Here is an 18,840-nt window from a genome sequence, read left to right as displayed (position 1 = left end):
GCCGCGCACGCCGCTTGCAACGCGCGCCCGTGCAAGATAGCCAAACGTCATGCTTGCGATCTTCGATGAGGGGCCACCGCCGCCCTGCCCGACCCCGTTCAACCTTGCCGCTTTTGTGATGCGTCACGCGCAGATGCTGCCCGACAAGGTGGCGCTTTCGGTGCTGGGCACGCAGGACTGGACCTATGGAGAGCTTGAGGCCGCCATTCGCGGCACTGCCACCGGCCTGCTGGATCGCGGCATCCTGCCGGGCGAGATCGTTCTGATGCGGCTGGGCAATACGGTCGATTTCCCGATCGCCTATCTGGGCGCCATCACCGCCGGAATCTTGCCGGTGCCAACCTCGTCGCAACTGACCGAAGCCGAAACCGCCAAGATAATCGCGGACCTGTCCCCGGCGGCGGTGCTGCGTGATCCGGGCGTGGCCTGCGCGCCGCATGACCGGACCCTCAGGCTGAGCGAATTGCGGGCCATGCGTGCCCTGCCGCCCGCCGCCTATGACATGGGTGATCCGGACCGGATGGGATATGTGGTCTATACCTCGGGCACATCCGGCACGCCCCATGCGGTGGCCCATGCCCATCGCGCGATCTGGGCGCGGCAGATGATGGTCGAGGGCTGGTACGGGCTGACACAGGATGACCGCCTCTGCCATGCGGGCGCGTTCAACTGGACCTATACGCTGGGCACCGGGCTGATGGACCCCTGGGCCATCGGCGGCACCGCCCTGATCCCTGCCGCCGGAACCGCGCCCGAACACCTGCCGATGCTGCTGCGCGAACACAAAGCGACGATTTTTGCCGCAGCACCAGGTGTTTACCGCAAGGTCCTGCAGCAGGGCCCTCTGCCCGACCTGCCCGACCTGCGCCACGGGCTCTGCGCCGGAGAGAAACTCTCGCCCGCTTTGCACGAACGCTGGAATGCAACAACCGGGACCGAATTGTATGAGGCTTATGGCATGTCCGAATGTTCCACCTTCATATCCGCCTGCCCCGGTCATCCGGCGCGTGGCGATCTTCTTGGGCGCCCCCAGAAGGGCCGCCGGATCGCGATGCTGGGTGAAAACGGACCGGTCGAGATCGGCGCGGAAGGCACAATCGCCATCCATCGCTCTGACCCCGGCCTGATGCTGGGCTATCTGAACGCGCCAGAGCAGACCAGGGCCCGGTTTCAGGGCGACTGGTTCCTGACCGGCGATCAGGGGGTGATGCAGGACGATGGCAGCATCGCCTATCTGGGCCGCAATGACGACATGATGAACGCGGGCGGCTACCGGGTCTCACCGGTCGAGGTCGAAGCGGTTCTGAACCGCCATCCCGGCATCACCCAATCCGGCGCTGCCGCAGTCGAGGTCAAACCCGATACCTATATCATCGCCGCCTTCTATACCGGCCCCGAAAAGCTGGACGAAAGCACCTTGCAGACCTATGTGGAAGACCGGCTCGCCCGCTACAAACAACCGCGCGCTTATATTCACCTGTCCGAGCTGCCCATGGGCGGCAACGGCAAGCTCCTCCGACGCGCGCTGCCCGCGCTTTTCAAGGTGCCTTCACCATGACCCAGCCCAAAAACCCGGCCACCGTCAAGCTCGACATCATGTCCGATCCGATCTGCCCCTGGTGCTATATCGGCAAGACCCAACTGGACAAGGCGCTGACCGCGATCCCGGATCATCCCTTTGTCATCGAATGGCACCCGTTCCAGCTGAACCCCGACATGCCTGCCGAGGGCATGGACCGCCGCGCCTATCTGGAAGGCAAGTTCGGCGGCAAGGAGGGCGCAGTCAAAGCCTATGCGCCGGTGGTTGAGCATGCCGAACAGGCTGGCCTCACGATCAATTTCGACGCCATGACCCGCACCCCCAACACGATGGACGCGCATCGGCTGATCCACTGGGCGGGAATAGAGGGCAAGCAAAATCAAGCGGTTGACGCACTTTTCAAAGCCTATTTCGTCGACGGGCGCGATATCGGGGACCGCGACGTTCTGGGCGATATTGCCGACGGTCTCGGGATGGATGCCTCGGTCGTGTTGAAACTGCTGCAATCGGAGGCCGACCGCGACGAGATCGCCGCCCGCGATGCCCATTCGCGCAAGATGGGCGTGAGTTCGGTACCGACCTTCATCGTTGCCAGCCAGCACGCGGTGCCCGGCGCACAACCGCCCGAGCTGTGGGAAAAAGTCATCCGGGACATCAAGTCTCAGCTTGAAACAGAAGCTGCACAGTAGCACAAGACTTGTGCAATTACGTCTATGGCTCTGATCCCATCCGCGTGATAGCGCGGGCGGAGAAGGAGCATGTCAATGAGCACAAGGATTTCAACGGCCGAGTTCATCGCGCTGATTGCGGTGATGTTCGCCACCATCGCTTTTTCCATCGACGCGATGTTGCCCGCTCTGCCCGAGATCGCCCGCGAGCTCAGCCCTGACGAGGAAAACCGCGCGCAGCTGATCCTGACCTCTTTTGTGGCGGGCATGGGGATCGGCACGTTTTTCACCGGCCCGCTGTCGGACGCATTCGGGCGCAAACCAGTGATCGTGGTGGGCGTTGCGCTCTATATCTTCGCCGCGATTCTGGCCTGGGCCAGCACCTCGCTCGAGACCATCCTGGCCGCCCGCGTATTGCAGGGCATCGGCGCCGCCGCCCCGCGAATCGTGGCCGTGGCGGTTGTGCGCGACCTCTATTCCGGTCGTCAGATGGCACGGATCATGTCGATTGCCATGATGATCTTCACGCTTTTCCCCGCCGTGGCCCCGGCCTTGGGCGCGGGTATCATCGCGTTCTCGGGCTGGCGCGGGGTCTTTGTCGCCTTTGTGGTGTTTGCCTGCATCATGGTGACCTGGATGGGCCTGCGGCTCGACGAACCGCTGCCGCGTGAAAACCGGCGCCCGTTCCGCGCCTCACTGCTCTGGAGCGCGGTGCAGGAGATGTTTCGCAATCCCACCGTGCGCCTGTCGATCGCGGTCCAGACGCTTTGCCTGGGCATCCTGTTCACCATGCTCACCATGGTGCAGCCGGTCTATGACGTGATTTTCGACCGGGAAGAGACATTCCCCTTCTGGTTCGGCGCGGTGGCGCTGGTCTCGGGCACGGCCAGCCTGCTGAACGCCGCTGTTGTGGTGCGGCTGGGCATGCGCCGACTGGTGACCTGGGCACTGGGGGCGCAGATCGTTCTGTCGGGCGGCGTGTTGTTCCTCAACAGCATGGCCCTGTCCGACATGACCAGCTTTGCCCTCTTTGTTGTCTGGCAGGCCAGCGTCTTTGCCATGGTCGGCATCACGCTGGGCAATCTCAACGCCATCGCGATGGAGCCGATGGGCCATATCGCGGGCATGGCCGCCTCGGTGATCGGGGCGATCTCGACCGTGTTGGCGGCGCTGATCGCGGCCCCGATCGGGCTGTTCTTCGATGGCACGTTGCTGCCGCTGACTGCGGGTATATTCATCATGTCGGTGCTGGCCTTCCTGCTCATGCTGCAGATGGCGCGGGTGGAACAGAGCGTCACAGCCTGAGCTTTGCGAAAGCGCGCGCCTGACCTATCCTGCGGCGCAGGAGGGGCCACCATGTCATATGATTACGACCTCGGCACGCATAGCTGCCGGATCACCACGCAGTCGCAGGACGCCCAGCTTTGGTTCAATCGCGGGCTGGTCTGGACCTATGGCTATAACCATGACGAGGCCGTTGCCTGTTTCGAGCGCGCGCTGGACCATGATCCCGATTGCGCCATGGCCCATTGGGGCGTGGCCTATGCGGCGGGTCCCAATTACAACCTGCCCTGGGCGTTGCTGGATGAAGGCGGACGCGAGCGGGCGCTGGCCAAGGCCTATGACGCCACACAGGAAGCAGTGGCGCGGCTGGAGGGTTGCAGCGAGCTTGAAGCCCAACTGATCACCGCCCTGCCCGCGCGTTACCCGCAGCGCGCGCCGATCGACCAGATGGAGGTCTGGGACCGTGATTTCGCCGACGCCATGCGCGCGGCCTTTGCCACCTGCCCCGATCAGCTGGACCTGCGCACGATCTACGTCGAAAGCCTGCTCAACATGACCCCGTGGAAAATGTGGGACCTGCGCAGCGGTGTCCCGGCTGAAGGCGCCGCCACGCTGGAAGCGCGAGAGGCTCTCGAAACCGCCATGCGCGATGACCCGGCCGCAATGTCCCATCCCGGCTTACTGCACCTCTATATCCACCTGATGGAGATGTCGCCGACGCCCGAAAAAGCCCTGAAAGCAGGGGATATCCTGCGCACGCTGGTGCCCGACGCCGGGCATCTGGTGCATATGCCAACCCATATCGACGTGCTTTGCGGTCACTATCAGGACGTGGTGCGCTGGAACCGGCAAGCGGTGGTTGCCGATCTGAAATACTACGCGCGCGAGGGTGCCTTCAACATCTATACCGGCTACCGCCAGCACAACTACCACTTCGCCCTCTATGGCGCTCTTTTCCTAGGACAAATGCAGCCTGCGCTTGAGGCCAATCGTGGTATCTGGGACACCACGCCGGAAGAGATGCTGCGCATCGAAAGCCCACCGATGGCGGATTTCTTCGAAAGCTATATGGCGATGGAACCGCATATCCTGATCCGCTTCGGTCAATGGGAAGACGCGAAGGCGCTGGAGCTGCCCGAAGACCGCGACCTCTACCGGACGGTGACAGCAACCGTACACTATGCGCGCGCCCTCGCGCATGCAGCCACAGGCGATGTGCCCGCCGCGGAAGCCGAGGAGAAGCTGTTCGACGCCGCCCGTGCGCGGGTGCCCGACACAAGGCTGCTACACAACAACAAGGTCATCCATCTGCTTGAAATCGCATCCGAAATGCTGCGCGGAGAGATCGCTTACCGCAAAGGCAATTTCAAGACCGCCTTTGCCCATCTGCGCGCCTCAGTCGCGCTGGACGATGGCTTGCCTTATGACGAGCCCTGGGGCTGGATGCAGCCCACCCGCCATGCGCTGGGGGCGCTGCTGTTTGAGCAGGGCCATACCCATGAGGCCGAATCGGTCTATCGCGAAGACCTCGGCCTCGGCGGTCAACTCAGCCGCGCGACGGTACATCCCGACAATGTCTGGAGCCTGAAAGGCCTGCATGACTGCCTGAAGGCGCGCGAGGAACAGGTTGAAATCGTTCAGATCAAACAACGCCTCGACCTTGCGCTGGCCCGCGCTGATCGCGCTTTGGCAGCCTCCTGCTTCTGTGCTCAGGCGGCAATGCCGGCCGAGACCTCATAATCGCGCGCGCCGCGCGATGCCTCCGGCGGGGACACTTTTGGCCAGATGACGTCCGGCCCCCTCTTTCTTCTGTTTCAAAATACCTCGGGGGAGTCGCGGCTTGCCGCGGCGGGGGCAGCGCCCCCAATCAGGCGGTCTTGGCCTTTTTCCGCGTCCCAATCACTTTTTCCGCCAGATCACGCGCAATCGCAAAGGCACCCTTTATCTTGTCACTTTCCTTGGCCCAGTCGCGGCGCACCACGATCTTGTTGTCCTTGACCTTGGCCAGGCCCTTCTGGTTCTGGATGAACTCCACCAACCCTTCGGGCGAGGCAAATTTATCGTTGTGAAACTGGATCGTGGCCCCTTTTGGCCCGCCATCCAGTTTGGCGATGCCGGCGCGTTTGCACATCGCCTTGATGCGCACCACCAGCAGCAGCGTGTTGACCTCTTTGGGCAGCGTGCCGAACCGGTCGATCAACTCGGCGGCAAAGCCTTCCAGTTCCACCTTTTTCGACAAAGATGACAGGCGGCGATAAAGGCCGAGGCGCACGTCCAGATCGGGCACGTAATCTTCGGGGATCAACACCGGCACGCCCAGATTGATCTGCGGCGCCCATTGATCGTCGGCATCGCTGAGCCCTTCCATCTCGCCCGCCTTGATCTTGGCGATCGCCTCTTCCAGCATCGACTGGTAAAGCTCATAGCCAACGTCACGCATCTGGCCGGATTGCTCCTCGCCCAGCAGGTTCCCCGCACCGCGAATATCCAGGTCCTGAGAGGCCAGCGTGAACCCGGCCCCCAGCGTATCGAGCGAGCCCAGCACACGCAGGCGTTTCTCGGCCGTGTCGGTCAGTTTGGCGCGCGGTTTGGTGGTCAGATAGGCATAGGCGCGGGTTTTTGAGCGACCCACCCGGCCCCTGATCTGATAAAGCTGCGCCAGCCCGAACATGTCGGCACGGTGGATCACCATCGTGTTGGCGGTCGGGATGTCGAGGCCGGATTCGACGATGGTGGTGGCCAGAAGCACGTCATATTTGCCGTCATAGAAGGCGTTCATGCGGTCATCGAGCTCTCCGGCGGCCATCTGGCCATGGGCGACCATATAGGTCAGTTCCGGCAATTGCTCCTTCAGGAACGCCTCGATCTCGGGCAGATCGCTGATCCGGGGCACCACATAGAAGCTCTGCCCGCCCCGGTAATGCTCGCGCAGCAGCGCCTCGCGGATGGTAACCGCGTCGAACTCGCTGACATAGGTGCGGATCGCCAGCCGGTCGATCGGCGGGGTGCCGATGATCGACAGATCCCGCACCCCGGTCAGGCTCAGCTGCAAGGTGCGCGGGATCGGCGTGGCGGTCAGGGTCAGGACATGGATGTCGCTGCGCAATTGTTTCAGGCGCTCTTTGTGGGCGACGCCGAAATGCTGTTCCTCGTCGATGATCAGCAGGCCCAGATTCTGGAACCGGATGCCCTTGGCCAGCAGCGCATGGGTGCCGATGACGATGTCGATCGTTCCGCGCGACAGACCATCGCGGGTTTTCTGCGCTTCGCCTGCGGAAACAAATCGCGACAACTGTCTGACTTCCAATGGGAACCCGCGGAACCGTTCGGCAAAGCTGGCCGCGTGCTGGCGGGCCAGCAAAGTGGTGGGCGCAATCACCGCCACTTGCAACCCCGACATGGCGGCGACAAAGGCGGCGCGCATCGCCACCTCGGTTTTGCCAAATCCCACATCGCCACAGATCAGCCGGTCCATGGGCTGGCCGGACTGCAGGTCTTCCATCACGTCGCCAATGGCACGCAGCTGGTCATCGGTTTCCTGATAGGGAAAGCGGGCGGAAAACTCTTCCCAGGCATGGGCGGGCGGATCGAGCATCGGGGCCTTGCGCAGGGCACGCTCGGCGGCGATGCGGATCAACCGGTCGGCCATCTCGCGGATGCGTTCCTTGAGCTTGGCCTTCTTGGCCTGCCACGCGCCGCCGCCCAGCTTGTCGAGCAGGCCTTCGTCATGGCCGTATTTCGACAGTAATTCGATATTTTCGACTGGCAGATACAGCTTGGCCGCCTCGGCATATTCCAGCAGCAGGCATTCATGGGCGGCCCCGGCGGCAGTCACCACTTCCATGCCCTGATAGCGGCCGATGCCGTGGTCCACATGCACCACCAGATCGCCGGGGCTGAGCGATTGAGTCTCGGTCAGAAAGTTCTCGGCCTTTCGGCGCTTCTTGGGCGCGCGGATCAGCCGGTCGCCCAGCACATCCTGTTCCGAGATCACCACCATCTCGGGCGTCTCATAGCCGTGTTCCAGCGCCCAGACCGCCAGATGCAATCCGCGCTTGCCGATCCGTGTGCCGTTGGGAACCGGAACCGCCTCAGCCAGGCCTTCATCTTCGATCAACCCGGTCAGGCGTTCGCGCGCACCTTCAGAATAAGAGGCGATCAGGACGGGTTTCGCGTCCAGTTTCGCCTGAACATGGCTGGCCAATGCCCCAAAAAGGCTGACACTTTCTTGTTGCCTCTCGGGCGCGAAATTGCGTCCGATGCGCCCGCCTGCGTCGATCACACCTGGCCCGCTGGCCTGCGGCAACGGATTGAATTGCATCACGCGGCGCGCCGCAACGGCCTCAGTCCAGGCATTGTCATCAAGATAGAGCAGACCCGGCGGCGTCGGTTTGTAGACGCTGTCCATCCGCGAGCGGTTCTGTAGCGCGTGGGTGCGGGTCTCGTACTGGTCCTGAATACTGTCCCACCGCGCCAGCCGCACGGGCGTGACCTGATCATCCAGCGTGATCGTGGCCTCGGGCAGGTAATCGAACAGGCTTTCCAGATGTTCGTGAAAGAAGGGCAGCCAGTGCTCCATCCCCTGATGCTTGCGCCCTGCACTCACCGCCTCATAGAGCGGGTCATCGGTGCCCGCCGCACCGAATTCGATCCGGTAATTCTGCCGGAAGCGGGTGATCGCGGCCTCGTCCAGGATCACTTCGCTGACCGGGGCCAGTTCCACGACGTCAAGCTTTTCGGTGGTCCGTTGCGAGACCGGATCAAAGCGGCGTGCACCATCCAGCACGTCACCGAACAGATCCAGCCGCACCGGGCCGCTTTCGCCCGGCGGGTAGATGTCGATGATGCCGCCGCGAATGGCGTAGTCGCCGGGTTCCATCACCGTGGGGCTCTGGGTGAATCCCATCCGCACGAGGAAGTTCCGCAACGCCTCTTCGTCGATACGCCGGCCGACCTGTGCGGTGAAGGCCGCCTCGCGCAGCAGCGCGCGCGCCGGAACCCGCTGGGTGACGGCGTTCAACGTGGTCAGCAGCACAAAGCGCTGCGGCATCTGGTGTACGAGTGCCGCCAGCGTGGCCATGCGTGCGGCAGACACTTCGGCATTGGGCGAGACCCGGTCATACGGCAGGCAATCCCAGCCGGGAAAGACAAAGACCGGCATATCGGGGGCAAGGAAAGCAAGCGCGGCGCGCATCGCCTCCATCCGCTTGTCGTCGCGGGCGACATGGCAAACATGCCCATCCGCGCGCGCGATCTCGCGCAGGATCAGTTGCGCGTCATACCCCTCGGGCGCGCCGCCGACCAGAATGTGATCCGTTGCCTGCATGCTTTTGGGTCCTTTTCCCGCTCTAGAGGGCACCGATGGAAAGGTTCTGATACATGCCCCAGAGTGCAGTTACAAAGATCGAGATCATGCCGATGACCTGTATGATGATCCGGCTTCGGTTGAGATGGCGGGCAATGTCGCGTCCCTGTGCGCCCTGTGCGCGAATCTTGTGCGCTGTCGCCAGGTTGACCAGCCCGACAACCGACATTGGGAACCCCAGCAGGAACAGGGCCTGTGCGAACTCGATACCGTAGAAGAAGCCCAGCATCGCCATCCCGGACAGGAAAAAGCAACCGATGGCCAATATCCACAACCCGGAAATATCGGTGATATAGAGCAGCCGGTTCACATTGATCCGTGTGATGTCGTTCAGGTCGTGTTCGGCCTGCCCACCCAGACGGCGCGCCCGGGTCACCATGTCAAAGGGAATGCCCATCACCCAGTGGCTGGCTGTAGACCACATGACCGCGAGCCCAATCCAGAACCAGAGGTTCGAGAAGCTCCGCATGTCGATCATCTCGAAGATCGAGTCGTACCAGTCCAACCGTTATTCCCCTGCCCTTTGGTTCTTGTCCCGGTGCCTTTGCCATGGCGGGCATGTGAATGCCACCCTTGAGACCGGGACAATTCCATGCCACCCAGAGCAAAGTTGCGCAAGGAGTATCGCCGCATGAAACCCATCGCTGCCCCGTTTCCGATCACCCGGTTCCGCCGCGCCCGGCAATCGCAGGCCATTCGCGGGCTGGTCCGCGAGACTGTCCTGACGGTGGATGACCTGATCTGGCCGGTCTTCGTGCGCGATGGCGAGGGGATCGAGGAACCGGTGCCGTCGATGCCCGGCGTCCTGCGGCGCAGCGTCGACCGGATCGCGCAGGCCGCCGCCGAGGCACAGGCGCTTGGCATTCCGGCGATCTGCCTGTTTCCCTACACCGACCCGTCCCAGAAAACCGAGGATTGCGCCGAGGCCTGGAGCGCTGACAACCTCAGCAATCGGGCGACCCGCGCAATCAAGGCGGTCGCGCCCGAGATCGCGGTGATGACCGATGTGGCACTCGACCCCTACAACATCAACGGCCATGACGGCTATGTGGTCGATGGTGAGATCGTGAATGACGAAACCGTCGAAGCGTTGACCAGGATGGCACTGGCGCAAGCCGAGGCGGGCGCGGATATCATCGGACCGTCGGACATGATGGACGGACGCATCGGCGCGATCCGGCAGGCGCTTGAAGGGGCGGGTCACTGCAATGTGATGATCCTGAGTTATGCGGCGAAATATGCCAGCGCCTTTTATGGACCCTTCCGCGATGCGGTGGGGGCATCAGGTGCGCTGACCGGCGACAAGAACACCTATCAGATGGACCCGGCCAATTCCGACGAGGCCATGCGGCTGATCGCCCGCGATCTGAACGAAGGCGCGGATATGGTGATGGTCAAGCCGGGCATGCCCTATCTGGATATCTGCCGCCGCGCCAAGGACATGTTCGGCGCGCCGACCTATGCCTATCAGGTCTCCGGCGAATACGCGATGATCCGGGCGGCGGCGCAGAATGGCTGGGTGGACGGTGAAAAGACCATGCTGGAAAGCCTGATGTCGTTCAAACGGGCCGGGTGCGACGGGGTTCTGACCTATTTCGCGCCGGAAGTTGCACGAATTTTGCAGGGCTAACCCTTCAATTTGTGTGATTTTCCGGGCGATATCCCGCCCGGCGCCGTCATGAACAAGGTGACAGCGCCCGACATTATGCGTATGCTTGCCGCAAGACCGGACAAACCGGCTTATCAGGCAACCACAGAGACAGAGAAAATGAGCAGTTCCCAATCCCCACGACTGAGCCGTCGCGGCTTTGCCCTTGGCATGGCCGGTCTGACCGTCACCGCCGCTTGCGGCAATGGCGTCGGAAATTCCAATGGCGCCGTCATCGACGCGCGCGTCGATGCCACCCTGCAGGAGCTTTACAACCAGTATCCAAACACCGTCGAAATCGGCAACAAGGCCAACGGCATCCTGGTGATGCCACTGATCACCGAAGCCGGTTTCGGCTTTGGCGGCGCTTACGGGCGCGGCGCGTTGCGCGTCAACGGTGTTACCGTCGACTATTATCAGACCGTCAAGGGCACGGCGGGCCTGCAGATCGGGGCGGCACAATATGCCACGGTGCTGTTCTTCATGACCGAAGACGCGTTGGGCCGGTTCCGCCGCTCCAGCGGGTGGGAGGCAGGCGCAGATTTGGCTTATGTGGTCGGCGATCAGGGCGAGCAACTGTCCGCCACCACCACAACCACCACCTCTCCGGTGATCGCGGCAGTCTTTGGTCAGGCTGGCCTGCTGCTGGGGGCCACGGTCGAGGGCACCAAATATTCCCGCATCATCCCCTGATGCCCCTAACCGCCGGCGGGGTCCTTGCCCTGCCGGTCTTTCCGGTCGGGTTTCCGTAGGAAACGGCCTTTCAGCCTCCTGCCGCTTGCTCTAGTTTGGCCGCGATCCGGAATCCAGAAGGCACGGGACACCCATGAGATTGATTTTTCGCTGGTTGCTGCGGATTGCCACCGGACTGATCCTGCTGATCGTGGCAGGTATTGCACTGGTCTATTTCCTGGCCAGCCAGTCGCGGCCCGATTACAACCGCGAGGTTTCCGTTGCAGGCCTGACCGCACCGGTCGAGATCGTGCGCGACAACGCCAATGTGCCGCATATCTTCGGCCAGAGTGATGCGGATGTCTATTTCGGCCTCGGTTTTGCCCATGCGCAGGATCGCCTCTGGCAGATGACGGTGATGCGCCGCACGGTGCAGGGCCGCCTGTCCGAGGTATTCGGGGATCGAACGGTCGGGATTGACCGGCTGTTGCGACGGCTCGACCTCTACCGCGCGGCACAGCTCTCGGTCGAGGTTCAGGACGAAGAGACGATGGTGGCGCTGCGCGCCTATGCTGCTGGCGTGAATGCACGCCTGACCCAGATCAACGAAGAATCACTGGGTCGTGGCGCGCCCGAAATGTTCCTGTTTCCAACCCCGATGGCCCCCTGGCACCCCGCCGACAGCATCGCGATGATCAAGCTGATGGCGCTGCAGCTCTCCGGCCACCTTGAAGAAGAGGTGCTGCGCGCCCGCACCTCGCTGATGCTGGACGATCCTGACCGCCTGCTGGACATCCTGCCCGACGTGCCCGGCACCGGCATTGCTGCGCTGCCGGAATATTCGGGGCTGTTCCCCGGCCTGCCCCGCTATGCCTCGGGCACACGGCCCGCTGCCGATCCGGTCTCGCCGGTGCCCGAACGCGGGCTTGCCGGAGCTTCGAACGCCTGGGCGGCTGATCCCACCCGCTCGGCCAGCGGTGGCACGCTGCTGGCTAATGATCCGCATCTGGGTTTCTCGGCCCCCTCGACCTGGTATCTGGCGCGGCTTGAGCTGTCCGCGGGCGGCGTGATCGGCGGCACCATTCCCGGTGTCCCGGCCATTATGACCGGGCGCAGCGACTATCTCGGCTGGGGCATCACCTCGTCTTATGTCGATGATCAGGATCTCTATATCGAACAGCTCAACCCCGACGACCCCGAGCAATACCTGACCCCCGATGGCTACAAACCGTTCGAGAACCGCCCCTCGATCATCCAGATCAAGAACGCCGCCCCGATCACGCTGACCCTGCGCTGGACCGAAAACGGTCCGGTGCTGCCGGGCAGCCTGTACAATCTGGGCACCATAACGCCGCCGGGGCATGTGGCGTCACTGGCCTGGACCGCGCTCAGCCCGAACGACACCACCATGTCCGCCGCTATCGCGCTGATGAGCGCCAAAACCGTGGCGCAGGCGATCGAGGCGGGGGAACGTTACATTGCCCCGGCGCAGAACCTGACCCTGGCTGATCGGGAAACGGTTGCGATGCAGACCGTCGGCGCGATCCCCCGTCGCGACGCGCGCCATCAAAGCCAGGGGCGGATGCCCAGCCAGGGCTGGCGGCCCGAAAACCGCTGGCAGGGGCGGATGCCGTACCAGACCAACCCCTCTTTCCTGTCGCCGACCGGCGGCTTGCTGGGCAACACCAACAACAAGACCGTCGACCGCCCCTTCCCGAACCATGTCTCTCATAGCTGGGGCGACACCCAGCGGGTGAACCGCTGGGAACGCCTGATGCAGTCGCGTCAGGTGCATACCCGCGACAGCTTCATCGAGGTGCAGCTGGACCCGGTCAGCTTCACCGCCCGTTCGCTGCTGCCGCTGATCGGTGCCGATCTTTGGTTCACCGGCGAGGCTGCGCCCGAAGGCACGCCCGAACGCCAGCGCCAAATCGCACTGTCGCTGCTCGCCGACTGGAATGGCGAGATGAACGAGCATCTGCCCGAACCGCTGATCTATGCCGCCTGGCTGCGCGCCCTGCAACAGCGCCTGATCAAGGATGAACTTGGACCGCTCGCCGATGAGTTCAAACATGTCGATCCGCTGTTCATCGAACGGGTTTTTCGCGATGTCGACGGGGCCTCGGTCTGGTGTGATGTCAGCCAAAGTGCGCCGGTCGAAAGCTGCACCGACATGGCCCGTCTGGCGTTGGATGACGCGCTGGTCTGGATCGCCGAGACCCACGGCACCGCGCTGGAAAGCCTGCGCTGGGGCGACGCGCATCAGGCCACCCATGACCACCCGATTCTGGGTAAGGTTCCGGTGCTGCGCTACTTCGTGAACATACGGCAATCAACCAGCGGTGGCGACAACACGCTGCAACGGGGCCGCACCTCGGGCGAGGACCCGGCCCCGTTCCAGAACGTGCATGGCGCCGGTTTCCGCGGCGTCTATGATTTCGCCGATCCCGACAGTTCGGTTTTTGTCATTTCCACCGGCCAGTCCGGGCATTTCCTGTCCCGTCATTACGACGATCAGGCGCAGCTCTGGCGGCGCGGCGAATATATCCCGATGTCACTGGATACCGATCTGGCCCGGGCGGCCTCCGTCGGCGTGACCACGCTCATCCCGCAATAAGCCCGTCTGGACGCGGCGCACCAGTTTGGTTTATTCCACCCCAATATGACGGCAAGGAGACCCCAATGGCCACAGCCCAGGACAAGCTGCAGAATCTCGCGCGGAACTATGCCCTGGCCTGGAGTTCCGGCAATCCCGATTATGTGGCCAGCTTCTTTGCCCCCGGCGGCAAGATCACCATCTATCGCAGCGCTCCGCTGGTCGGTCAGGCCGCCGTGGCAGAAGTTGCGAAGAGTTTCTTTACCGAATTTCCCGATCTCGACATGACCTGCGATACGATGCGCAAGGCGGGGGATCATGCGCTCTTTGCCTGGACGCTGCAAGGCACCCATGCCGAGACCGGAAACCGCGTGGTCATCCGTGGCTGGGAGGAATGGGAGCTGGACGCGGAACTGCGCATCCGCGCGGCCCACATCTGGTTCGACCCAGACGATCACCAGCGCCAGATAGAGGGGCGCTAAAGCGCCGCGAACTGGGCCTCTTGTTTGCCGGTCCAGAGGACAATGATCTCGAACCCGTCTTCGGTCTGCTCCTCGCTCTGGATCAGCTCTTGCTCAAACAGCCAGGCCCGTTTGCGGCCGTCGGAAAACCCGAGCCGCAGCACGGTTTCATGGCGCGCGCCTTGTAGTTCGACCGCGATCTGGTCAAGCAGCGCGTCGATCCCCTCGCCGGTTACCGCCGAAATGGCAAAGACCCCGTCCTCGCGCTCGGCCCGTGTCATCACATTGTCGCGGATATCATCGGGCAACTGGTCGATCTTGTTCCAGACCTCAAGGCTTGGGCGTTCTTCATTGACCCCTAGCGAGATCATGATTTCAGCGACATCTCTTGCCTGCGCCTCGGTATCGGCGTGGCTGATATCGCGCACATGCAGGATCAGATCAGCGGCCAGAACCTCTTCCAGTGTGGCGCGGAAGGATGCGACCAGTTCGGTCGGCAGGTTCGAGATGAAACCCACCGTGTCCGACAGGATCACCTCGGGCCCATCGGGCAGCTGCACCCGGCGCATGGTCGGGTCGAGCGTGGCAAAGAGCATGTCCCTGGCCATCACCTCGGCCCCGGTTAGCCGGTTGAACAGCGTCGATTTTCCCGCATTGGTATAGCCCACCAACGCAACGATCGGGTATGGCACCTTGGCGCGCGCCTGGCGGTGCAATTCACGGGTTTTGACCACCTTCTGCAATTGTCGCCGCAGACGCACAAGCTGATCGTCGATGGCGCGCCGGTCGGCCTCGATCTGGGTTTCACCGGGGCCACCGACAAAGCCAAGCCCGCCGCGCTGGCGTTCCAGGTGGGTCCAGGCCCGCACCAGCCGCGTGCGCTGATATGAAAGCGCCGCCATTTCGACCTGCAGTACGCCTTCGCGGGTGCGGGCGCGGTCGCTGAAAATTTCAAGGATCAAGCCGGTCCGGTCGAGGATCTTGACCTTCCACGCCTTCTCCAGATTGCGCTGTTGTACCGGGCTCAGCGGACCGTCGATCAGAACCAGTTCGACCTCGGCGGCCTTCAGAACGGCGCCCAGTTCCTCGATCTTGCCCGAACCAAAGAGATAACCGGGTTGTGGTTTTGCGAGGCGCACAATACCGGACCCGATCACGTCCAGATCGGGCAAAGCCGCCGCAAGTGCTACGGCTTCTTGCAGCGCCGGTTCGGGTGCCCGGCGCTCTGCGTCTGATCGAATATCGGGATGCAGCACCCAAGCCCGGGTGCGCGCCCTCTCATGCTCCATCAAGTGGCGTCTTCGCCCTCGTACAGGCTGATCGGTTGGGACGGCATGATGGTTGAGATCGCATGCTTGTACACCAGCTGCGATTGACCATCGCGGCGCAGCAGCACGCAGAAATTGTCAAACCAGGTGATGACACCTTGCAGTTTCACGCCGTTGATCAGGAAAATTGTGACTGGAACTTTGGTTTTTCTTACATGGTTCAGGAAGGCATCCTGAAGATTCTGTCTGTCCGAAGCCATTAACTTTGTTCTCGCCTTTGTTCTTGCGACGCGCTGCGGACCAACGCGCTCCCTCTGGGTCAAGTATGGAGTGCCGGGAAGGGATATTCCAGACGAAAAATCAACAATGAGTGAGCCGTTGCAAAACTGTTCAATTGCGCCACAGGTCGGGTGTGATCAGCGCGATGATCGCCAGCGTCTCAAGCCGGCCAACCACCATGGCCAGACACATGATCAGCTTGGCCCAGCCGTTCAGTTCCACCAGCCGGATCGAGATTTCGCCGGACATGTCGATCAGCGGTCCAGTGGTGGACAGCGTGGCGATGCTCAGCACCAGCGCCTGATCGAAGCTGAGGCCAAAGGCCGCCAGCAAGGCGCTGACAACCGCCAGTGAGATGGCAAACAGCATGAAGAAAATCCAGGCGATAAACGCGCCATCGCGCCGGATACGACGGTTTCCCTTGTCGCCTGAATCGACCGAGGATGGATGAACCAGCTTCTCCATCTCTCTGTAACCATTGAGATAAAGTGCGTATACCCGCAACAGTTTCACGCCGCCTGCGGTGGTGGCCACGCCGCCCCCGATCAGGGCAAGGCCCAGCAGGATCAGCCCGGGATTGCCCAAGCCTGACCATTGCCGCGCCTCTTCCCAGTCGGCGCTGACAAATCCGGTTGTGGTCAGGTAGGACAGGACGGTAAACATCGACCCCCACAGCGAGCGCAGGGCAAATTCGAAGCTCTCGACCGCGTCGACCTCAAACGCCGCCAGCCAGTGCCGGACGAACAGCAGCAGCGGCAGGCCGATGACGATGGCCACGCCGATGCGGAACTCCGGGTCCTGATCCAGCCGCGCATACCCGCTGGTGGCGGTGTCGCTTGAAAAAGTCAGGCGTGACAGCGCAAAGAACATGAACAGGAATAGGATCGCCTCACCGGTGATGCCCGAGGTCGACCCGGCGATTCCCCCGACCGGAGATATCCCCGAAGTCGCCAGGATCGACATGGCGTGGCAGATGGCGGTCAGTTCGGCCTCGCCCGCGATCAGCAACAGCACGCAGACCACCGCCGTCAGACCCAGATAAACCGGCGCCAGCGTGCGGCAGATCCGCAGCAGCCGACCACGCGGATCGGCGCGTTCGGATTGCGCGGCGCCGGGCACGGCGCGGCCCGGCTGTCCCCGCGCGGTCACCTCGAAACCGCCCAGCGACAGCGGTGCCAGGATGGCAGCGGCGGAAATCCACATGACCAGCCCGCCCATCCACGCCACCAGCGCCCGCCACAAATGCAGCGAGGGCGCCAGCCGTCCGGGCTCGGTGAACAGGTTCGCGCCGGTGGTTGTGATCGCGCTGACCATGTCGAAATAAGCGTTCAGAAAACTCGTGGTGCGCAGCGCGTCGTGAAACGGCACCGCCAGAAACAGCGGCAGCAGGGCAAATGTCGCCATCAATGCCAGCAACTGCCCCAAGGTGCCACGCCGCGACCTACGGCCCTGCATCGCCAGCGAGATCATCGTGACCACCGTCAGACCAACGATGCCCGAATAGAAAAACGACCGCGAAACATCGTGATCATTTTGCACCAGAGCCATCACCGCCGGGACCCACATCAACAGCGAAGCAATGCCCCAGATCAGCAGAAACAGCGGCAATTGCCGCGCCAGGCTGATCTTCTGAGCGGTGCGCGCCATCAGAAAAAGTCGATCGAGACCTGCATCAGGCGTTCGACCTCCGGCACGTCCTTGGCCATGGCAAACAGCGCGATCGTGTCGCCCTCGTCAATGCGCATCCCGCCCGACGGGCGTACCACCTTGTCGCCCTTGCGCAGCGCACCCACAAGAACTCCTTCGGGAAAGTCGATGTCGCGCAGCTTCTGGCCCGCCATGGGCGAGGTCGACAGCACCTCGGCCTCGATCACTTCGGCCTCGGCATCGCCGATGGAATAGACCTGCCGCACCCGCCCGTGACGGATATGGCGCAGGATCGAGCTGACCGTTGTGGCGCGCGGGTTGATATAGGCGTCGATCCCCAGCGGCCCCATCAGCGGCACCAGCGTGGGGTCGTTGATCAGTGCGATGGCCAGCGGGCAGCCCTCGGCCTTGGCGCGCACGGCGGCCAGCAGGTTGGTCTTGTCATCATCGGTTACTGCCAGCATCGCGTCGGCACGGGCAATCCCGGCCTCGGCCAGCAGCGAGGCATCCAGCCCGTCACCGTTCAGAACGATGGTGCGCTCCAGCGCCTCGGCGGCCACTTCGGCGCATTTGCGGTCGCGCTCGATCACCTTGGCGCGGATGCGGGTCTTGTGCTGTTCCAGCGTGCTGGCGACCTCCAGCCCGACATTGCCACCGCCAACGATGACCACCCGGTCCTGCTTGCCATGGGTCTTGCCGAACACCTCCATCGTGCGTTCGACATCATCCACATGGGTAAAGACGTAGCACTCGTCGCCGGTAAAGATCTGGTCGCCCGGTTCCGGAGCAAACAGCGTGCCCTCACGCCGGATCCCGACCACCAGCGTGCGCAGGGTCGAAAACAGATCGGTCAACTGCCGCAGCGGCGTGTTCACGATCGGGCAGTCTTCGTCGATTGCAATGCCCAGCAACTGCGCGTCGCCTTCCATGAACAGTTCGGTATCGAAGGCGGCGGGAGCCGAGAGGCGGCGCATCGCGGCGGCAGCCACTTCGCGTTCGGGGCTGATCACCACGTCGATCGGCAGATGGTCGCGGCGATAAAGATCGGAATAGATCGCAGTCAGATAGGATTGCGACCGCAATCGCGCAATCTTGCGCTGGATGCCAAAGACCGAATGGGCCACCTGACAGGTCACCATGTTGACCTCGTCGGAATGGGTGGCGGCGATGATCATGTCTGCATCCCCGGCCCCGGCCCGATCCAGCACGTCCGGATAGCTGGCAAAGCCCGAGATACCCTGAACGTCCAGCGTTTCGGTGGCGCGCCGGACCAGATCGGGATTGTTGTCGACGACGGTCACGTCGTTCAACTCGCCTGACAGATGGCGGGCGATCTGCCAGCCCACCTGCCCGGCCCCACAAATGATGACCTTCATCGCACTGGTCCCTTGATGCCGGATTTCTGAATGACA

14 protein-coding genes are annotated in these 18,840 nt (G+C 62.8%); 8 read left to right on the top strand and 6 right to left on the bottom strand.

Annotation, left to right across the window (positions count from 1 at the left end):
* Positions 1-49: 49 nt before the first annotated feature.
* From M3P21_RS00640 to M3P21_RS00625, 4 genes are all read left to right on the top strand, one after another.
* Positions 50-1,558, top strand: a complete 1,509-nt coding sequence (locus M3P21_RS00640) for a class I adenylate-forming enzyme family protein (RefSeq protein ID WP_249705968.1) — start codon at positions 50-52, stop codon at positions 1,556-1,558.
* Entirely contained in the window at positions 1,555-2,229 is a 675-nt protein-coding gene (locus M3P21_RS00635; RefSeq protein ID WP_249705967.1) for a DsbA family oxidoreductase, read from the top strand. Before M3P21_RS00640 ends, M3P21_RS00635 begins: the two co-directional genes overlap by 4 nt.
* Positions 2,230-2,304: 75 nt before the next feature.
* The gene (locus M3P21_RS00630; RefSeq protein ID WP_249705965.1) at positions 2,305-3,513 is read left to right on the top strand and encodes a multidrug effflux MFS transporter; all 1,209 of its coding nucleotides are present in this window, start codon (positions 2,305-2,307) and stop codon (positions 3,511-3,513) included.
* Between the two features lie 51 nt (positions 3,514-3,564).
* Positions 3,565-5,232, top strand: coding sequence for a tetratricopeptide repeat protein (locus tag M3P21_RS00625; protein ID WP_249705963.1), 1,668 nt, complete (start codon positions 3,565-3,567; stop codon positions 5,230-5,232).
* Between the two features lie 127 nt (positions 5,233-5,359).
* Here M3P21_RS00625 and mfd read toward each other — a convergent pair whose 3' ends face one another.
* Together mfd and M3P21_RS00615 are read right to left on the bottom strand one after the other, a co-directional pair.
* Entirely contained in the window at positions 5,360-8,818 is a 3,459-nt protein-coding gene (gene mfd, locus M3P21_RS00620) for a transcription-repair coupling factor (RefSeq protein WP_249705962.1), read from the bottom strand.
* A gap of 22 nt (positions 8,819-8,840) precedes the next feature.
* A complete protein-coding gene (locus M3P21_RS00615; RefSeq protein WP_249705960.1) occupies positions 8,841-9,362 on the bottom strand; it encodes a component of SufBCD complex in 522 nt (173 codons plus the stop codon).
* A 126-nt stretch (positions 9,363-9,488) separates the two neighbouring features.
* On the opposite strand from M3P21_RS00615, the gene hemB reads away from it, so the two are divergent.
* From hemB to M3P21_RS00595, 4 genes are all read left to right on the top strand, one after another.
* Positions 9,489-10,487: a porphobilinogen synthase gene (gene hemB / locus M3P21_RS00610; RefSeq protein WP_249705957.1), complete on the top strand. Its 999-nt coding sequence runs from the start codon at positions 9,489-9,491 to the stop codon at positions 10,485-10,487.
* 138 nt (positions 10,488-10,625) lie between these two features.
* A complete protein-coding gene (locus M3P21_RS00605; protein ID WP_249705956.1) occupies positions 10,626-11,198 on the top strand; it encodes a lipid-binding SYLF domain-containing protein in 573 nt (190 codons plus the stop codon).
* Positions 11,199-11,331: 133 nt separating this feature from the next.
* The gene (locus M3P21_RS00600; RefSeq protein WP_249705954.1) at positions 11,332-13,794 is read left to right on the top strand and encodes a penicillin acylase family protein; all 2,463 of its coding nucleotides are present in this window, start codon (positions 11,332-11,334) and stop codon (positions 13,792-13,794) included.
* A gap of 65 nt (positions 13,795-13,859) precedes the next feature.
* Positions 13,860-14,255, top strand: coding sequence for a nuclear transport factor 2 family protein (locus tag M3P21_RS00595; protein WP_249705952.1), 396 nt, complete (start codon positions 13,860-13,862; stop codon positions 14,253-14,255).
* Here M3P21_RS00595 and hflX read toward each other — a convergent pair.
* The 4 genes from hflX to trkA form a co-directional block, all read right to left on the bottom strand.
* Positions 14,252-15,523, bottom strand: a complete 1,272-nt coding sequence (hflX, locus tag M3P21_RS00590; RefSeq protein ID WP_249705950.1) for a GTPase HflX — start codon at positions 15,521-15,523, stop codon at positions 14,252-14,254. The two genes, M3P21_RS00595 and hflX, sit on opposite strands and share 4 nt — an antisense overlap.
* Positions 15,523-15,762, bottom strand: coding sequence for an RNA chaperone Hfq (gene hfq, locus M3P21_RS00585; protein ID WP_138660701.1), 240 nt, complete (start codon positions 15,760-15,762; stop codon positions 15,523-15,525). The genes hflX and hfq overlap by 1 nt, the downstream gene beginning before the upstream one ends.
* A gap of 130 nt (positions 15,763-15,892) precedes the next feature.
* Positions 15,893-17,428, bottom strand: coding sequence for a TrkH family potassium uptake protein (locus M3P21_RS00580; RefSeq protein ID WP_249705949.1), 1,536 nt, complete (start codon positions 17,426-17,428; stop codon positions 15,893-15,895).
* Entirely contained in the window at positions 17,428-18,804 is a 1,377-nt protein-coding gene (trkA, locus tag M3P21_RS00575; protein WP_249705947.1) for a Trk system potassium transporter TrkA, read from the bottom strand. Before trkA ends, M3P21_RS00580 begins: the two co-directional genes overlap by 1 nt.
* Positions 18,805-18,840 lie beyond the last annotated feature (36 nt).

Source organism: Ruegeria spongiae (genome assembly GCF_023502395.1).
GTDB lineage: Bacteria > Pseudomonadota > Alphaproteobacteria > Rhodobacterales > Rhodobacteraceae > Ruegeria_C > Ruegeria_C spongiae.
The sequence above is the reverse complement of the archived record's forward strand: the minus strand, read 5'-3'. Positions and strand labels throughout refer to the sequence as shown.